The 17,540-nt window shown below is 35.4% G+C and carries 17 protein-coding genes and 1 riboswitch; of the genes, 4 read left to right on the forward strand and 13 right to left on the reverse strand.

Annotation, left to right across the window (positions count from 1 at the left end; genetic code table 11):
- Nucleotides 1–500 precede the first annotated feature (500 nt).
- The 4 genes from C2I06_RS11890 to C2I06_RS11905 form a co-directional block, all read right to left on the reverse strand.
- A complete protein-coding gene (locus C2I06_RS11890; RefSeq protein WP_123258096.1) occupies nt 501–1,052 on the reverse strand; it encodes a GNAT family N-acetyltransferase in 552 nt (183 codons plus the stop codon).
- 67 nt (nt 1,053–1,119) lie between these two features.
- Nucleotides 1,120–1,788 (reverse strand): N-acetylmannosamine-6-phosphate 2-epimerase, encoded by a 669-nt coding sequence (locus tag C2I06_RS11895; RefSeq protein ID WP_123258097.1) that lies wholly within the window; start codon nt 1,786–1,788, stop codon nt 1,120–1,122.
- Between the two features lie 583 nt (nt 1,789–2,371).
- On the reverse strand, nt 2,372–3,538 hold the full coding sequence (locus tag C2I06_RS11900; RefSeq protein WP_123258098.1) for an amidase: 1,167 nt from the start codon (nt 3,536–3,538) through the stop codon (nt 2,372–2,374).
- A 25-nt stretch (nt 3,539–3,563) separates the two neighbouring features.
- The gene (locus C2I06_RS11905; protein WP_095332489.1) at nt 3,564–4,142 is read right to left on the reverse strand and encodes a histidine phosphatase family protein; all 579 of its coding nucleotides are present in this window, start codon (nt 4,140–4,142) and stop codon (nt 3,564–3,566) included.
- A gap of 261 nt (nt 4,143–4,403) precedes the next feature.
- On the opposite strand from C2I06_RS11905, the gene C2I06_RS11910 reads away from it, so the two are divergent.
- Complete coding sequence (locus tag C2I06_RS11910; RefSeq protein ID WP_123258099.1) at nt 4,404–5,609, forward strand: MDR family MFS transporter; 1,206 nt, start codon at nt 4,404–4,406, stop codon at nt 5,607–5,609.
- A 51-nt stretch (nt 5,610–5,660) separates the two neighbouring features.
- Here C2I06_RS11910 and C2I06_RS11915 read toward each other — a convergent pair whose 3' ends face one another.
- On the reverse strand, nt 5,661–5,825 hold the full coding sequence (locus C2I06_RS11915) for a glycogen biosynthesis protein GlgD (protein WP_095332492.1): 165 nt from the start codon (nt 5,823–5,825) through the stop codon (nt 5,661–5,663).
- Between the two features lie 13 nt (nt 5,826–5,838).
- Nucleotides 5,839–6,102, reverse strand: coding sequence for a YtzC family protein (locus C2I06_RS11920; protein ID WP_123258100.1), 264 nt, complete (start codon nt 6,100–6,102; stop codon nt 5,839–5,841).
- A gap of 195 nt (nt 6,103–6,297) precedes the next feature.
- Between C2I06_RS11920 and mnmL the strand changes: the two genes are divergently transcribed.
- Both mnmL and mnmM read left to right on the forward strand, forming a co-directional pair.
- Nucleotides 6,298–7,263 carry a tRNA modification radical SAM protein MnmL/YtqA gene (gene mnmL / locus C2I06_RS11925; protein WP_095332494.1) on the forward strand — a complete coding sequence of 322 codons (966 nt, stop codon included), beginning with the start codon at nt 6,298–6,300 and terminating at the stop codon, nt 7,261–7,263.
- Complete coding sequence (gene mnmM / locus C2I06_RS11930) at nt 7,260–7,832, forward strand: tRNA 5-(aminomethyl)-2-thiouridylate-methyltransferase MnmM (RefSeq protein WP_095332496.1); 573 nt, start codon at nt 7,260–7,262, stop codon at nt 7,830–7,832. The genes mnmL and mnmM overlap by 4 nt, the downstream gene beginning before the upstream one ends.
- A gap of 584 nt (nt 7,833–8,416) precedes the next feature.
- Here the strand turns inward: mnmM and C2I06_RS11935 are convergent.
- Together C2I06_RS11935 and C2I06_RS11940 are read right to left on the reverse strand one after the other, a co-directional pair.
- The gene (locus tag C2I06_RS11935; protein WP_095332498.1) at nt 8,417–9,511 is read right to left on the reverse strand and encodes a tetraprenyl-beta-curcumene synthase family protein; all 1,095 of its coding nucleotides are present in this window, start codon (nt 9,509–9,511) and stop codon (nt 8,417–8,419) included.
- Between the two features lie 14 nt (nt 9,512–9,525).
- On the reverse strand, nt 9,526–10,329 hold the full coding sequence (locus C2I06_RS11940; protein ID WP_047944530.1) for an alpha/beta hydrolase: 804 nt from the start codon (nt 10,327–10,329) through the stop codon (nt 9,526–9,528).
- Nucleotides 10,330–10,743: 414 nt separating this feature from the next.
- On the opposite strand from C2I06_RS11940, the gene C2I06_RS11945 reads away from it, so the two are divergent.
- On the forward strand, nt 10,744–11,595 hold the full coding sequence (locus C2I06_RS11945; RefSeq protein ID WP_095332500.1) for a C39 family peptidase: 852 nt from the start codon (nt 10,744–10,746) through the stop codon (nt 11,593–11,595).
- Here the strand turns inward: C2I06_RS11945 and asnB are convergent.
- From asnB to ytkD, 5 genes are all read right to left on the reverse strand, one after another.
- Entirely contained in the window at nt 11,585–13,486 is a 1,902-nt protein-coding gene (gene asnB / locus C2I06_RS11950) for an asparagine synthase (glutamine-hydrolyzing) (protein ID WP_095332502.1), read from the reverse strand. The genes C2I06_RS11945 and asnB overlap by 11 nt on opposite strands.
- Nucleotides 13,487–13,802: 316 nt before the next feature.
- The gene (metK, locus tag C2I06_RS11955) at nt 13,803–14,993 is read right to left on the reverse strand and encodes a methionine adenosyltransferase (RefSeq protein WP_123258101.1); all 1,191 of its coding nucleotides are present in this window, start codon (nt 14,991–14,993) and stop codon (nt 13,803–13,805) included.
- A 316-nt stretch (nt 14,994–15,309) separates the two neighbouring features.
- A riboswitch (SAM riboswitch) is annotated at nt 15,310–15,469 on the reverse strand.
- A 68-nt stretch (nt 15,470–15,537) separates the two neighbouring features.
- Complete coding sequence (locus tag C2I06_RS11960; RefSeq protein ID WP_095332504.1) at nt 15,538–15,780, reverse strand: DUF2584 domain-containing protein; 243 nt, start codon at nt 15,778–15,780, stop codon at nt 15,538–15,540.
- A 111-nt stretch (nt 15,781–15,891) separates the two neighbouring features.
- Nucleotides 15,892–16,683: an alpha/beta hydrolase family protein gene (locus C2I06_RS11965; protein ID WP_095332506.1), complete on the reverse strand. Its 792-nt coding sequence runs from the start codon at nt 16,681–16,683 to the stop codon at nt 15,892–15,894.
- A 40-nt stretch (nt 16,684–16,723) separates the two neighbouring features.
- On the reverse strand, nt 16,724–17,197 hold the full coding sequence (gene ytkD, locus C2I06_RS11970; protein ID WP_095332508.1) for an RNA deprotection pyrophosphohydrolase: 474 nt from the start codon (nt 17,195–17,197) through the stop codon (nt 16,724–16,726).
- Nucleotides 17,198–17,540 lie beyond the last annotated feature (343 nt).

Consider the following 17,540-nt stretch of genomic DNA (forward strand, 5'->3'; position numbering starts at 1 on the left):
TTATAGTCAAACATTCATTAGAATTTTGCCATTTTCATTTTCAATGAAAACCCACCTTTGACCTTCGTTACTAGAACGTTCAATCGAATCAGCCGCTCTTTAAGAATCGATACATACTAATCAATATCTGTCTAACAAGTGTTTACACTCTTTATAAACCTTGTAACCAAATATTTCTCTAACCTCAGCTTCTTCTTTTGTCATTGTATTCACACAAAGCAACAAATTCTACTTGTGGGAGCTTTTTTCAATTTCAGCATGATAGGTACCCATTTGACCTACACTAATAACGCCAATTCTCAACTTGTTTTCATTATTTCCATTGCTTTCACAATTTAATCACATATATTATTCTTATTGCAGCTAACTCCTTACCTATTTCAATAGTTTAGTTTACAATTAAAGACTACTTGAGCATTTTTAGTGGAAAGCAACCGTTAAATTTTCCAAAATACGGATTAATCAGATCCAAATATAGCTACTTAAATTTTGACATTGGCTCACTTTAATATTTTTCGCTCTAAAGTATCCTCTAATAAGGACCAAGCTTCATGACAGCTCGGAGCAGTGATAAACGGCTTAAACCCATAGTTTAAGTACATATTAACCGCTTGGTAACTTGTTGTTTGCGATGTAAGGTATGCTTTTGAGTGATATTTAGCCAAGATATTCATCGCCGCACTTAGTAAAGGTTTGGAGAGTTTCTGTCCTTGATATGCAGGGACAATTCCTACCCAATGAATTCTTCCTGTTATTTCTCCATCTCCTTTTAAGTCACCATACCATGCCGTTGTTGTTCCAATCACTTCTCCATTTTTATTCTCGATGAACAAGCATCTATTTGTCATTTCATCAATATATGGTCCAAATTCTTTATAAAAATGCGCTAAAGCAGCTTCTTCGCTTTCAAATTCATCTACACTCGCCTCCACAAATGCCCAATGATGTTCATCACCTTTTTCAAATAACCTAATTCGAAATTCAGCTGGAAGCGGGTATTGAGGAATATGCGACAAATCTTTTATCACCATACTAAGTGGAATTCTTTTCATTTGAATCAGCTCCTTTTATAATTGATTGTCTATCTTAAATCACGACAAGACACCTTATATATATTTCTTAGCTGTTCATACCCTTTACAAATCGTTTAGTTATTTCCTGAGGACGTGTAATTGCTCCACCTACTACAACAAAAAAAGCACCAAGCTCTAATGCCTTTCTGGCATCTTCTGGGGTTTCAATTCTCCCCTCAGCTATGATAGGAACGTTTACTGCTTTAACAAGATTATCTAATAATTCAAAGGCTGGACCATTTTTCAAATGTTGCGTTTTCACTGTATATCCAGCTAGGGTAGTACCAACGAAATCGCAACCCATAGTCTCTGCACGTATACCTTCCTCTAGAGTGGAAACATCCGCCATAACTTTTTTGTTAAGGTTATCCTTTATAAAATCAATTAATTCCTGTAGATCTTCTGCCCTTGAACGGTCGGTTGCATCTATCGCAATAATGTCGGCGCCCGCATCAGCCACAAGCTGTGCATCTGCCTTAGTTGTGGTAATAAATGCATCATAGCCTGGATAATGTTTTTTTAGAATCCCTATAATAGGTAAATCTACTTTCTCTTTAATTCTTTTGATATCCGAGTAACCGTTTGCTCTGATTCCTACAGCTCCCCCTATTTTTGCAGCAAGCGCCATTGCAGCCATAAATTCTGAACCATGTAATGGCTCAGAATCCAATGCTTGGCAAGAAACGATTAAACCTCCCTTTAGTTTCTCAATCATCAAATTACTCCTCTCTTGAATATATTAGTATGCTTTATCAACCACTGCTTTTGCAGTAGCTTCTCTATATTTTAATGCTATTTCTTTTAACCGATGTGCAACCCCATTGCATAACTTGCCGACATGAAACCGTCTTGAAATGCAGTTTCTCTACCGCCTGTTAATAAAACAACAGTCTGAAATCTTTGTAATGGGAGAATGTTAATGTGCGTAATATATAATTTTAACCTCATTGTTTTTGGCAATATTTAAAGCATCAATAGTATCTTTGGTACTGCCACTTACTGAGATACTAATAGTAATTTTCTATTTGGTTAGCGTTGTTGCAGACATTGCCTGCATATGAGAATCAGTAATCATTTCAGTACCATACTTTTTATGAATTTACTTCGTGCGTCTACAGCAGTGTTCCCTAAAATGCCTGCCCCCAAAAAAGAATTCCTCGCCCTTTTTTGTTTTTATAGTTTCAGAACTGCTTCAAATAGATTACCAAAAATTCGCTAAGCTTGAATAAAAATTTGTAAATAACTAGGTTATCTGCTTCCTCTATAGATATGCCTATATTTCCTTTAAGGTTATATCATTACCATTTCTTTACCCACTCAGCTACTAATCGAAGTAAATTTCTATCTTGATTTCTACTAGCTATAAGAGAAAGACCTACTGGTACTCCATTGCTTGTAGTTAATGGTATGTTCACTTGGGGGAAACCCGTTAATCCTGCAATACAGCACAACTGAAAGGTTTGCTTTCTTCTTTCTTCTAATTCATAAACAGGTAGATTTAAAAGAGGTGCGATTCCTGGAGCTGTAGGAATGATCAAAACTGCGTCATCTTTAAGCAGTTCTTCCATTCTTTGCTGAATTTTACGTCTCAACTGATGATATGGTGCTAAATCTTCGTCTTTTATTGTACTCGCCCACTTAAATCTTTCTGCTATGCCTGGCCCAAACGTAGGCTTTACTTTTTGAATCCATTCTCCATGCTCCTGCCAAATTTCTTTGCCCTGTAGCATTCTAAAGACCTCAGACCACTCTTGCAGACCTTCTTCTGCTATAACCGTTGTTGTATAATTAGGTACCGACTGTTTTAATTTCTCCAATAAAGGAGCAAAGGCTTTATGAACTTCTTGGTCTGCCAATGCCCATGCATCACTTCCCATGATAAATCTCGTAAAAGAGCCGTCTCTTTGGGCAGGCAAAAGCACTTTTCCAACTTCATTTAGAATTTCTGCGTCATTTGCCATCCATCCAACGGTATCAAAGCTTTTTGCAAGAGGGATTACTCCTTCTATATTCACTGCTCCATGGGAAGGGCGGATTCCATAAATTCCACAATAAGAAGATGGAATTCTTATCGATCCTCCTGTATCTGTCCCTAAAGAGAAATCTGTCCGTTTTGCAGCAACTGTTACAGCTGAACCACTGGAGGATCCACCTGGAATTCTATTAGGGGCCTTAGGATTAACTGGAGTTCCGTAATGAAAATTTTCTCCATTTAAACTATACATCAATTCATCTGTGATTGTTATACCTTGCAGCCGGGCACCATTATTCAGCAAGCTAGTAATCACAGGTGCTGTTTCTTTAGCAGGAGGATAACTAGAAAGCCAATCTGGATTCCCAGCCGAGGAAAGATAATCTTTAATAGCAAAAACATCCTTTACAGCGAAAGTCAACCCGTCCAAGTTTCCTCGTTTCATTGGTTTCAATGAAATATTTTTATCTATGTATGCACCAAAATCACTCATTGATCAAATCCCCTTCCAATCATTCCTATTCATGTATCTCCACTAAATGATCGACCAAGTTGTAATTTTTCACTTCCCAGCGCTTCTCTTTATACTGAATATTGCTAATACAAGCATTTGATAAATATTTTTCTATTTTGAGAGATTCTTCTGACACTATGGTTAATAATGTATGGATAACTGCACCGTGAGCAACTAGTAATACTTTTTCGTTTGGAAACCGGCAAAGAATTTTTTCTAGGCCGCCAGTTAGTCTTTTGACAAGGGCTTCTCTTGATTCCTGGTTTGGATAGTGATGATCTGGATAAAGAATCGCTCGTTCTTCTCTTGTTTTCCCTTCCGCATCGCCAAAACTGCGCTCCATGAATTCATCCATTTCTACCACTTCTAGTTGCAAAGCTTCATTTATAATTAACGCTGTTTGCTTTGCTCTTTTAAGAGGACTTGTAACAATGACATCCCAATCTGAATGCTTTAAATAGTCACGGCATTGTTCTGCCTGCTTCTTTCCATTTTCATTTAATGGGATATCCGTTTTTCCTTGAATCCTTCCCAGTGCATTCCAATCTGTTTCTCCATGCCTTATTAAACATATTTTTGTCATTTATTTTATCCTTTCTCCATGCTTAATTTTGGGGTTATTACTACTTTATTAGAAAAATACTTATTTTTCAAATAAATTAAATATTAAAATGATTATTATCGACTTTTCATCCTAATTTACCTTTCAAAAACGCTTTTTATCGCGCTTTTCTATCAGAAAATTCCGCCTTTAAAAAAATGGATACTATTCTATTGCAGGTTTGTTAAAAAGCAACTACACTTATTTTGGTATTTAAGAATAAAGTTGAAAAGGAGCATTATTATGCCTCGTTCTCTATGGCTTTTAGTTATTGGAATGGCTGTTAACGTTACAGGATCTTCCTTACTTTGGCCTTTAAATAGTATATACATTCATGAGCATTTAGGAAAAACACTTACGGTTGCAGGTTTTATTCTTATGCTTAATTCTGGAGCAAGTGTTATCGGTAATTTAATCGGAGGCATTCTTTACGATAAATTAGGGGGATATCTATCCATCTTATTAGGGATCTCTTTAACCGCCTTTTCTTTACTAGGATTGACTCTTTTCCACAATTGGGAAGCTTATTGTACATTCTTTACGTTATCTGGTTTTGGATCAGGTATTATATATCCTAGCATGTACGCAATGGCAGGGAATGTTTGGCCAGAGGGAGGAAGAAAAGCTTTTAATAGTATTTATGTTGCGCAAAACGTTGGTGTGGCACTAGGATCAGCAATTGGTGGATTTATCGCTTCTTATTCGTTCCAATTAATCTTCTTGTCCAACACCCTTATGTATGGGGTATTTTTCCTTATTGCCTTCTTTAGTTATAAAAACATTCAAGTAAAAACAGATGTCCTTCCTTCTACTACTGGTACGGTTTCTAAAAGAAAAGGAAGACATTTGTTAAAAGGCAGTCCCGCTATGTATTCACTCGGTATTTTAGGATTGGGATATTTATTGTGCTGGATTTGCTATGTTCAATGGCAAGCTACCATTTCCACCCATACACAGGAGTTAGGTATTCCTTTAACACAATATAGTTTATTATGGGCTGTTAATGGTGGTCTCATTGTGTTCGGCCAACCGCTGATTTCTTTTTTCACCAAAAAAGTATGTACATCTATAAAGAAACAAATGCTTATTGGAATCGGTATTTTTATTGTTTCCTTCCTTATTGTAGGAAAAGCAGAATACTTTACTGGCTTTCTTGCGGCGATGATAATCTTAACAATCGGAGAAATGCTTATTTGGCCAGCAGTACCGACCATTGCTGATAAGCTGGCTCCTAAAGGGAAAGAAGGCTTTTTCCAAGGAATCGTAAACAGTACAGCAACTGGTGGAAGAATGATTGGTCCACTTGTCGGGGGAATGCTTGTTGACAGCAGTGGTATGACTTTGCTTGTGCCTATATTAGTCGTGCTACTTGTAATTAGCTTGTTTACAGCCTTTTTCTATGATTATCCCACAAAAGAAGCTTCTAAGTTAACGCCTAAAACCAATTGATATAAATGTCCCAACAGTCTTCATACCGTTGGGACATTTTTTATTAATAAATTATTCTTGTCTTGATTTGGATTTAGCTGGTTGACCTCCAGAATTCTCATATTTCTTTTTGGCGGCTTTAATTAGATCAACATCTTTCCCCAGCTCTATATCCTGATTATTTATCCCATTACGTGTTTTTTGTTCTGGATTATTTTTCTTCGAACGTTTATCCATTTTAATCCCCCTCTTAATGCAGTCTTAATGTCATTTGATTTTGCATTTGCTCTATCAGTAATCGCATGCGATGCAGTTCTTCTCTTTGCTGCTGGTTTGCACTGCGATCCATCGTGTGCAAATCATTGTAAATATTCTCTAATTGCATTTGTGCATCCGTATATTCCGTATCATTAAAATGTTCCTGACGTCTTGCTGCTTCATATTGCTGTTCTGCAAAATTGATTACATCATTACATCTTTGTAGTAAGTCGTTCATGGAATCGCGAGTAGCCAAATAATAACCTCCCAACAATCTTTTCAATTAGAAGCAGATTGCTTCACAAGTAGTATCTGTCTATTGTTCCTCTCCTATTACTTCCTTTTCTTAACTGATGAAGAAATTCTGTTGGATAAAGAACTGAGTCATGTTAAAATGCTTAGGTGGAAATGACAAAAAAAGAATTAAAATTACTTAGGAGGTTACACTGATATGAATCAGAATAACCCATTCCCATTTGCCTCTGATAATAAGAGATATCATACATGGAATTATCATCTTCGAAATGAATTCGGTCACAAAGTTTTCAAAATTGCCCTAGATGGCGGCTTTGATTGCCCGAATAGAGATGGTACTGTAGCACATGGAGGATGCACTTTTTGCAGTGCAGCTGGTTCTGGCGATTTTGCTGGCAATCGTGTTGATAGCCTTGAAAAGCAATTCCATGATATAAAAAACAAGATGCATACGAAATGGAAAGACGGAAAGTATATGGCCTATTTTCAAGCGTACACCAATACTCATGCTCCTGTTGATGTACTGCGCGAAAAATATGAAGTGGTGCTTAAGCAGGAAAATGTTGTTGGTCTATCTATCGCAACACGCCCAGATTGTTTACCAGATGATGTTGTCGAGTATTTAGCAGAACTAAATGAACGTACTTATTTATGGGTAGAACTAGGTCTTCAGACGGTTCATGAAAAAACCGCAAACCTTATTAATCGGGCTCATGATTTTCAAACATATGTGGAAGGCGTTAATAAGCTGAGAAAGCATAATATTCGTATTTGCTCCCATATTATTAATGGTTTACCAATGGAAACGAACGAAATGATGATGGAAACAGCCAAAAGCGTTAGCGAGCTAGACGTACAAGGAATTAAAATCCATTTGCTTCATTTATTAAAGGGAACTCCAATGGTCAAGCAATATGAAAAGGGCCTGCTGAAATTTTTAACATTTGATCAATATATATCATTAGTTTGCGATCAATTAGAAATATTACCACCAGAAATGATTATTCACCGAATTACTGGAGATGGACCAATTGAATTAATGGTGGGGCCAATGTGGAGTGTAAATAAATGGGAAGTATTAAACAAAATTGATGCAGAATTAAAAAGCCGCAATAGCTGGCAAGGTAAATTCTATCAGGCAAATAAGAAGGTGACACAATGAAGTTAGACAGAGTCATTCCATTTGCTCATCAATTATTGGAAAAAGCAATATCGAAAGGAGATATTGCAATTGATGCTACAATGGGAAATGGTCATGATACCGTTTTTTTAGCCAATCTTGTTGGAAACAAAGGAAAGGTATTCAGCTTTGATATTCAAGAAGCTGCTTTACTGGCGACAAAGGACAAGCTAATTAATCAAGCATTGCAAGAAGCTGCTTCTCTTCATTTGTGCGGACATGAGCATATAATGGATGTGATTCCTTCTCAGTACCACGGAAAAGTCACAGGAGCTGTTTTTAATCTAGGCTACTTACCTGGTGGAGACAAGTCGATTGTCACAAAGGCTGAAACAACTATTGCCGCAATCGAACAGCTACTTCAAATCCTGTCTAAAGAAGGGATTATTGTATTAGTGATTTATCATGGCCATCCAGAGGGAGCTATTGAACGGGACAAACTTATTACCTATGTTGAAAATATAAATCAACAGGAAGCTCATGTGCTTCGTTATCAGTTTATAAACGGCATTAATAATCCGCCTTTTATTATCGCAATTGAGAAAAGATAGTCACAATATTAATTCAAATGAAATGAAATGGAATGAAACTACTGACATACTTGTGGAAAGAAGCTCAATACCCGCTGCAACAAAATGAGGATGGGACAAAACAAAATATATATTGGATAAAGACGAACAATCTCTAATTCAGTGGTGAAACCAATTCGTTCCATTACACTACAGACACACGATGCGCCGGGGAGCAACCTAAGTCTCCTCGGCTAAAGCCTGTGGGGGCTTAGGCTTTGCTCTGCTTCCCGCAGGAGTCGAGTATCCTCCGTTCCATTTCACTCCTTTTTTAAAGCTTATTTAGTTTTTTAGCAAACTAAAATTACTAGAAAAAAACAGAGCAGACTGAATACACGTAGACTCCTATGGGAGCTGCGAGAAAGTCCAAGACCCCGCAGGAACGAGGAGACTTGGCGCTCGCCCCATGGAAAGCGAAGTGTATTCAGTCTGCGGGTGATTACCACAACCCTTTTTTCTTAAAATAAATAAAAACCCCCAAATAATTATACGAATATTTCCTAATATGCACGCATAATTGTTCGGGGTTATATTGTGGGTTGAAATACTTATGTCTCACCCTTATTTTATTTGCTCAATGCTCTTAATGCTCCACTCGGTATTACTTTTTGAAACTTTCTATAAGCTCTTCCGTTCAGATAGAAAAAATAGCCGATTGGACCAGATGTCCTAATCATGTTTTTGGCAAGCTTGCGGATATTTCGTTGCTTATTTACCTTCTCGTCAGATAAATAGACGCCTAATAAACCTCGGTTAATCAGTTTATGAAATTTTTGATGAGGAAGTTTATTAGTATGGCGATCGGCTTCTGTTACAAAATGCTTTAGACGATTAAATAATTCCTCTTCATTTTTATAATAGAAACAAAAGTTTAAGTCACCACCTATTTTATCCTCTTCTTGATCGATAAAATAGTCTAGTAAGATATGTAGTCCTTGGATATAAGGAAAATATCCATCTCGAATTAGTGCTGGATAAGAATCATCAAAATCATCCCGAAATGCATAAGAGACTAAGCAAAAAATTCCTAAAGTCGAGCCAGAGCAAGCAGAAAATTCATACCACTCCATTTTAGGGACATGATTTTTATTTTTTTCAAACCAAAATTTCAATCGAGGAATTCGTTCTTCCATTATCACATGTTTATGTATCTGTAAATCACAGTAGTAGCGGCATAATTCTAAAAGCTGTTCCTTAATGCTTCCGTAATTCTGTAGCTTTGCTAGTGTATCTCTGCATGTCTTAGCTAAATCATATAAGTAGCCTCCGTCATCTTGATCCTCTCGATAACGATAATAATTACTTGGTTTAGCTCCAACAGTTAAAGCGTGTTCCATTGATTCATGTAAAGCAGAAAAATCTTTCGGATCAAGCGAAGTGCTTCGATCACAAAGATTATCTAAATAATCACTTATCGTTTGGTAGGCTACAATAAATTTAATCACTTCTTTGTACTTGCTCATGGCAATTAGGGCCATGATGGAACCACCTTCACAATGAAATGTTTTATTCTCAATACTTGCTAATGCTTGTTTTCTTAATTCTAAATTAGGAATACTCTCTGCTCTTTGCGCCCAATAGCTCAATTCTTGATGGACAACTGGAAAAACCTTTAAGTAAACTTTTGACATTAATGTTATTGGCATCTTTGGAACTGACATATAAAAAACCTCGCTTATACAATATAACCAATTGCTTTCAATTGACTATTGATAAAATCCTTCGTGTATTCAAAAACTTCATCTCTTTCTGGTTCATTAAAAATTTCATGATAAAACTCTGGCCATTCTTTATATCTCTTTTCAGATAATGGTATCATATTGAACCAGGTTTTTACCATTTTTTTATCTACAACTAAATCGCCGCCGCCTTGCATAAGCAAAAGTGGCAAGTCTTGCGTATTGGCGATGTCTTCAAAGGCTTTCTTTGTTGCATTAATCAATTCACGGTACCATCTGATAGAAACTTTCGTTATATATAAAGTATCATTTGAATCAATTTCTCTTACTTCTGCATTACGAGTTGCCATATCAATCGTTAAACCGGAATTAACTCTTAGCTTTGGGGCCACTTTATTCAAGAGAAGTGATACTAAACTCATCAACTTGGAGGGGTAATTAATCAACCCTAAGCATGGTGAAGATAAAATCAAGCCTGCTATTTTTAATTTCTCCTGCTGGAGAAGTCTAATAGAAGCAAGGCCCCCCATGCTATGCCCCAATAAAAAAATAGGCAGATCAAATTGATAGGCAGCTTGAATCCAGTCTTTAATTTCTATTGTATATTCATCAAATGAATCAATATGTCCTCGATCAGATCTAGTTGTCATACCCTGTCCAGGAAGATCTCCCATTACAACATGAAAACCAGCTAACCGAAACATTTCGATAAGCCAGCCATATCTACCATGGTGCTCCATTGCTCCATGAACAATAACAATGACCGCTTTCGCGTTTCCCTCAGCTTCCCATTTCCACATAAAAGCTCCTCCATCCCATGTAAAAATCTAAATTGGCTTTATTCAACTTTAACAAACCAGCAAATTATGAAAAAAATAAAGATTTTATTTGTAATATAACTTATTAATAATAAATGCGAATAGACGAAGATCAGCTTTTTTTATTATGATCCAAAGTTACTTTAATTATAGCAAATAACTTAGAAATGTACCTTTATAATACAAACCTCATCATTTATCAAAATAAATGGTATACTAAAAAAGGTTTCTTTTGTCGAAAAATAGGGAAAAGGAACGAAAGAATGGATAACGTTTCTTAAAAGTTCCAAAATTAACTAAAAGAAAGGAAACTTTGTGACAATTTATATATTTTCTAAAAGAACTTTTTTTCAAGCCGATATAATTTAATAAAGAAATTGATTAGGTGATAACTAAATGGAATCAAATACAATAATAGTAATTTCATTGATTACTTTATTTTTCTTATTATATTTATTAGTAAGAAATAAACTAAGCATCTTTGTAAAAAGTCTCTATTTATTTACGATATTCGCCATGATTGCAATTAGTTTTCTACTTATAAATAGAGACGGCTATCAAGCAATTGTTTATGCGAAGGAGTTTGCCACACAAAATACTCGAAAAGCCCTCTTATCCATAAAAGAGGAAACAAATTTAATAAAAGAATCTGTATTATTAGATGCTCCTATTATAAACCAGTTACCTGAACTTCCACGAGGCTGTGAGGTAACAAGTCTTGCTATGCTGCTTCAATATGTAGATGTAGATGTCGATAAAATGACGCTAGCAAAACAAATTAAAAAAGATACTACTCCCTATACAAGAGCAAACGGTAAAATCTATTATGGACATCCGAATGATGGATTTATTGGGGATATATACTCATTAAACGGTCCAGGTTTAGGTGTATACCATAAACCAATTGCTGCATTAGCGGAGAAATATTTACCAGACTCTATTGTCGATTTCACCGGATCTGATTTTGAAGAAATAAAAAATCATTTATCGAATAATCGACCAGTATGGGTCATTACAAATTCAACATTCAAAAAGTTACCAGAGAGCCAATTTCGGACATGGAATACACCAAGCGGAACTGTAAAAATAACTTATTCAGAGCATTCGGTTCTTATTACTGGCTATGATGAAACATCTATCTACTTTAATGATCCACTTACAGGAGAAAAAAACAAAAAAGCACCCATAAAGGATTTTGAAGAATCCTGGGTGCAAATGGGAAGTCAAGCAATTACGATTAATTCTTAATTGCTACCTTTCCTTCTTTTAAATATTCCTTTTCGAAGGAATATTTTTTTTCAATATAAATACTGTGCCAAACCATGAACATCAATACTGTCCATATTTTACGGCTATTGTCTGCTTTACCTTGACAATGGTCCTCTAGCAACTGAAGAACAACTGATTTATTTAATAAGTGATCTGTATCACTTTCTTTAATAATGTTTTTCGCCCATTCATTCATTTCATCTTTTAACCAATGACGAATTGGAACAGGGAAACCTAGCTTTTTACGATTTAGTACATGCTCTGGGACAAAGGATTCTGCTGCTTTTCGTAAAATATATTTTGTTGTACCATCCGCTGTTTTTAAGGAAGTAGGAATTTTAGAAGCAACTTTAAAGACCTCTTTATCTAAAAATGGTACGCGTAATTCTAGAGAATGAGCCATCGTCATTTTATCCGCTTTTAATAAAATATCCCCACGCATCCACGTATGAATGTCAATAAACTGCATACGATCCACAGGATCATATCCTCTGCTTTCTTCATATAATGGATTTGTAATATCACGATAATGCAAACCATTGTTATAGACAGAAAGTAGTTTTTCTTTTTCCAACTCAGAGAACATTTTTGCGTTTCCAATATATCTTTCTTCCATTGGTGTAACTCCGCGTTCAATGAAACTTTTTCCTTTCACGCCTTCTGGAAGAATATTTGCTACAGCTCGCAACAATTTTTTTCCGACGTTCGGAATTTTATTAAACACTTCAAGAGATTGTGGTTCCCGATAAATATTATATCCGCCGAATAACTCATCTGCACCTTCTCCAGATAGAACAACTGTTACATGTTTTCTTGCTTCACGTGCTACGAAATATAAGGGTACACAAGCTGGATCCGCTAAAGGATCATCCATATGCCACATAATTCTCGGAATTTCGTTCATATATTCTTGCGGAGAAATAATATAACTAATATTTTCTAATCCTAATTTATCAGCTGTTTCTTTTGCTACATCGATTTCACTGAATCCATTATGTTCAAATCCTACAGAAAATGTTTTAATGTTTGGATGAAATTCCTTAGCAATACTAGCAATAATGGATGAATCAATTCCTCCTGAAAGGAATGATCCAACAGGAACATCACTTCTCATATGCATTTTCACACTATCAAACAGTACATCTTTAATTTCTTTTGTATACTCGTCCTCTTGCTTTACAACAGGTTTAAAGGATGCTCTCCAATAGCGTTTGATTTCCATAGGTTCACCAATTTTTTTGGTAAAATAATGGCCTGGTTCTAGCTTTTTAATTCCCTCTGACATCGTATAAGGCTCAGGAACAAATTGATAGGTTAAATAATGTTGTAGAGAACGATAATCGATAACATCACTTTCTAATGCTAATGATATACTTTTCTTCTCAGAAGCAAAGTATGTTTTCTCTCCGTCATCAAAATAAAAGAATGGTTTAATCCCAAACGGATCGCGTGCTCCGTATAATGTTTCTTCTTGTTTATCCCAAATGATGAAAGAGAACATTCCACGCAATTTCTCAACCGCTTTTTCCTTTTCATGGCTATATAAAGCAATAATTACTTCTGTATCTGAATTTGTTTGGAAGGTCAATCCAGCCTTCACTAACTCTTCTCTTATTTCTAAATAGTTATATACTTCTCCGTTAAAGATTATCCAATAACGTTCATTTTCATATGTTAAAGGCTGATGCCCACTTTCAATATCGATAATACTTAATCGGCGAAAACCGAATTGAATGTGGTTATCATAATAATATCCTTCATCGTCAGGACCTCTATGTGTTATAACACGATTCATTCCTGCAAATAGTTCTTTTTGTTCTTCTTGAAAGTTCTGTGCTTTTTCATGTACACAGCCAACAAAACCACACATATTGCTCTCACCTTCTCCATTTCTTTTCCTACATGCATTGAGACATCTATAACTAACTCATTGTTCTAATAGCAGAACCATAATCAATTTTTTACTATACGCTTAAATAGAATAGATGTTAATAGGTAATAAGTTTCATAAAAACTTCACTTAGTCTTCTATTTTAACATAAATAGTGTAAATATATAAATCAGTTATTAGCATTTCCATCCTTATTTTTTATACATGTAATACAATTGTCATCATTAAGTATTAGACGAAAAAAAAAAGAAAGAAGTTACACTTTCTTGTAACTTCTTTCTCAAGTTTTATGCTTCTACTGCTTTTTTACTAGCTCTGCTCTATCTGTACGTTCCCATGGCAGATCGATGTCCGTACGGCCAAAATGTCCGTAAGCGGCTGTTTGTCTGTATATTGGTTTGCGAAGATCGAGCATTTTAATAATTCCTGCTGGGCGAAGGTCAAAGTTTTCACGTACTGCTTCTACTAGCTTATCTTCTGAAACAATCCCTGTACCAAATGTATCAACAGAAATAGATACTGGCTGCGCTACACCGATTGCATATGCTAATTGTACTTCTACTTTATCAGCTAATCCTGCAGCGACAATATTCTTTGCTACATAACGTGCTGCATAAGCAGCGGAACGGTCCACTTTTGTTGGATCCTTTCCAGAAAACGCTCCACCGCCATGTCGTGCGTATCCACCATATGTATCAACGATGATTTTACGTCCAGTTAATCCAGCATCTCCTTGTGGTCCGCCGATCACGAAGCGTCCTGTAGGATTAATAAAATACTTCGTGTTTTCATCGATTAATTCAGCTGGTACAACAGGATTGATTACATATTCCTTAATATTGCGTTGAATTTGTTCTAATGTCACTTCTGGATGATGCTGTGTGCTAATTACAATTGTATCAATGCGCACTGGTTTATTATTCTCATCATATTCGACTGTAACTTGTGTTTTACCATCTGGACGTAGATAAGGTAAGATTTCTTCTTTTCTAACCTCAGCTAGTCTTCTTGATAATTTATGTGCTAACGAAATGGGTAAAGGCATAAGTTCCTTTGTTTCATTACATGCAAACCCGAACATTAAGCCTTGATCTCCTGCACCAATTGCTTCTATTTCCTCATCCGTCATCTTACCTTCACGAGCTTCTAGAGCTTGGTCTACCCCTAATGCGATATCAGCGGATTGCTCGTCAATAGAAGTTAATACTGCACTTGTTTCTGCATCAAATCCATACTTTGCACGTGTATACCCTATTTCTTTAATCGTTTCCCGAACAATTTTTGGAATATCCACATATGTAGAAGTAGTTATTTCACCTGCAACGAGTACTAGACCTGTTGTTACAGAAGTTTCAGCAGCAACTCTTGCATTAGCATCTTTAGCCAATATAGCGTCCAAAATAGCATCTGAAATTTGATCACAAATTTTATCTGGGTGACCTTCAGTTACCGATTCAGAAGTAAACAAGCGACGTTTTGTTGACATCTGATTTCCTCCTTATTTTAGAAAAAAGTAGAGTGAGGTTTCTTCCTGCACTCCTTAACCTTATCTTGATACGGTACTCATTCCCTAGATAGTATGAAGTAAAAATGGCGTTTTTATCCGAAGTCAATTCCGTGCATTATTATATGTAAAACTTTAAAAATGTTTAAAAATATAATATATATAACGAAGATTTTTGTTTCTAATAAAAACACACATCTAAAAATATACATTTTTATAAAAGATAAATAATTCATTTTACACAAAAAACCTTTTCATTAGTGAAAAGGCTCCTAGTAAAATCAATTCGCACCTTTCACTCTTATCGTTCAAGGAAAAATTCCTTGCTTCAGGTTAGCACCTTTCCTAAGAGAATGTCTGTCCCATTACATGTAAACATGAATGATTCAGTAATTTTCTTCACATAGTAGGTTGCTGGGTTTCATCGGGCCAGTCCCTCCACCAGCTCAGGATAAGAGAGTATCCGTTCAAGGTAAAATGATAGCTTAATCCATCAATACATGTCAATCATTTTTAACTTTATTAATTAATTTGTTGAATTTAATGAAATCAATTTATAAGTGATCGATGTTTTAGTTTTTTCCCATTGTAATTTTTCAATCGTAGCAATCCCCGATATCTCAGCTGTTTTTGTTCTTCTTACCTCTAACGGAATATTCATTGGATATAAACGATAATCTTCTTTTTCTAACAAAAATAAATTTTCTTCTAATCTTATTTCTTTTCCTTTTGTCACAATCATTGTATTTAATTCTAAAGGCATGCCCATTTTTCATTCCCCTTCTCTATTTTTTTCTCTTTCGTAATATGTTACCGGCAATCAAGGCTCCTTGCATGACCATGAAATCGGAACATCAACTAAGATAATAAAGCTTACTTTTTATTTTACCATCCTTTCCGTTTGTTTTTTCATCCAACTGGTTAAGGAAGTGACCACTTTTCGATTTGTAGCTGGAGGAAAGTAGTGAGTTAACTCTGGAAAATACCAAGAGTCTACTTCTTTTCCCAGTTGTTTTAATCTGTCTTCTAATTTGAGACTATGATTAATCGAAACATTTTTGTCCAGCTTCCCATGAATAATAAGAGTAGGAGCATTTATTTTTTCTAATTGATAAAGCGGAGTTCTTTCTTCATATCTGTCTGGATACTTAGAAGGAGTTCCCCCGATCACTCGTTTCATCATCCTACGTAAATCTTTCCGTTCTTCGTATGTTAAGAACATATCGCTTACACCGCCCCATGTAACAATTGATTTTACAGGGCAGTATATACCTACAAATAGAGCCATTACCCCTCCTCTTGAAAACCCAAATACATGAACATCCTGCACATTCGATAAATTCTTAAGGAGTGTAAATGCTGCTATAGCATCATTTCTATCTTCTCCTGCAAAATCTTCATTTCCATCACCACCCTGATTGCCTCTATAAAAGGGAGCAAACACTACAAAGCCTTCGGAAGCAAATTGAATAATTCTTCCAGGACGGACTTTGCCTACATTTTTTATGCCTCCTCTTAGATAAAGAAAGCCATCATACGTTTTCCCATCATTTGGAGAAGCGAGCATTCCTTTTACTCTTAGACCATCGACATAATAAGTAACTAAAAATAAATCTATGGAAGGATTAGGAGATGGAAATCGAATTTTCTCTATCATATCGCCATTTTGCATACTATTTGCTCCTTTCCTTTTTTCTCCTATATTACCCCTTCTATTTGCTTAATAATTCATTTTCAATATAAGCTATACAAAATTGGATGACCTCATCCTTCATAATAAAACTAAAGGATTCATTCCATCGCTTTGTTATTATATTGCCGGTAATCAAAACAGGTCCATCTGTCTCAAGATAATCCTCTTTGGAGGTTAAGTGACTGATTCTTGCAAAAAATACATCCTTCAAAAAAGGAACCTCCCCAAAAACCTGATAGGTCGCAATCCATTTCATACTTTTTATAATGCCACCTGTTTCCTCCATCACTTCTCTGTGTGCTGCTTGAATTGTAGTTTCGCCCATTTCTCTCTTTCCACCTGGAAACTCCAATCCACGTTCCTTATGTTTTGTTAATAACCATTGATCTTTATACTGGCAGATAACTAATACATGTCTTGATTCTTCATTCCATTCATTTTTTACGAATGAAAGTTTCACTAAATTGTTATTTTGATCATAAAATATTTCCATACCTACTCCATTATTATGTATTATTAATATAAGTAGCTTGCATACTAAAGCAAACAGCTGTCATTAACCTGATTTACTGTCTATTATTATCATAGCAAATACTACCATTGAAACTGGAGTTTTTTCCACTAAAATAGGGTATATTTTTTATAGAAGACAGTTTTCTTAATGATATTTATTTTTCAGGATGAATTTTCACGTAATGTAATTAGAAAGGCTTATGAATTTTTGTATCATTCTTTAACATAATGTTCACATAATAACTAGTAATAATAGGATGTTATCATATATAATACGGTTAAATAAAACGGTTACATTTAAAACTGGCTGAAAACTAGGAGGA

The sequence above is a fragment of the Niallia circulans genome (genome assembly GCF_003726095.1).
Lineage (GTDB): Bacteria > Bacillota > Bacilli > Bacillales > Cytobacillaceae > Niallia > Niallia circulans_A.

Coding starts and splice junctions, on each gene's coding strand:
- C2I06_RS11910 (WP_123258099.1), top strand. CDS start 4,404: ATGCCTCGTTCTCTATGGCTTTTAGTTATTGGAATGGCTGTTAACGTT.
- C2I06_RS11940 (WP_047944530.1), bottom strand. CDS start 10,329: ATGTGGAAATGGGAAGCTGAGGGAAACGCGAAAGCGGTCATTGTTATT.
- mnmL (WP_095332494.1), top strand. CDS start 6,298: ATGAATCAGAATAACCCATTCCCATTTGCCTCTGATAATAAGAGATAT.
- C2I06_RS11960 (WP_095332504.1), bottom strand. CDS start 15,780: ATGGGCATGCCTTTAGAATTAAATACAATGATTGTGACAAAAGGAAAA.
- C2I06_RS11890 (WP_123258096.1), bottom strand. CDS start 1,052: ATGAAAAGAATTCCACTTAGTATGGTGATAAAAGATTTGTCGCATATT.
- asnB (WP_095332502.1), bottom strand. CDS start 13,486: ATGTGTGGTTTTGTTGGCTGTGTACATGAAAAAGCACAGAACTTTCAA.
- metK (WP_123258101.1), bottom strand. CDS start 14,993: ATGTCAACAAAACGTCGCTTGTTTACTTCTGAATCGGTAACTGAAGGT.
- C2I06_RS11900 (WP_123258098.1), bottom strand. CDS start 3,538: ATGAGTGATTTTGGTGCATACATAGATAAAAATATTTCATTGAAACCA.
- C2I06_RS11935 (WP_095332498.1), bottom strand. CDS start 9,511: ATGTCAGTTCCAAAGATGCCAATAACATTAATGTCAAAAGTTTACTTA.
- mnmM (WP_095332496.1), top strand. CDS start 7,260: ATGAAGTTAGACAGAGTCATTCCATTTGCTCATCAATTATTGGAAAAA.
- C2I06_RS11905 (WP_095332489.1), bottom strand. CDS start 4,142: ATGACAAAAATATGTTTAATAAGGCATGGAGAAACAGATTGGAATGCA.
- C2I06_RS11945 (WP_095332500.1), top strand. CDS start 10,744: ATGGAATCAAATACAATAATAGTAATTTCATTGATTACTTTATTTTTC.
- C2I06_RS11895 (WP_123258097.1), bottom strand. CDS start 1,788: ATGATTGAGAAACTAAAGGGAGGTTTAATCGTTTCTTGCCAAGCATTG.
- C2I06_RS11915 (WP_095332492.1), bottom strand. CDS start 5,825: ATGGATAAACGTTCGAAGAAAAATAATCCAGAACAAAAAACACGTAAT.
- C2I06_RS11965 (WP_095332506.1), bottom strand. CDS start 16,683: ATGCAAAATGGCGATATGATAGAGAAAATTCGATTTCCATCTCCTAAT.
- ytkD (WP_095332508.1), bottom strand. CDS start 17,197: ATGGAAATATTTTATGATCAAAATAACAATTTAGTGAAACTTTCATTC.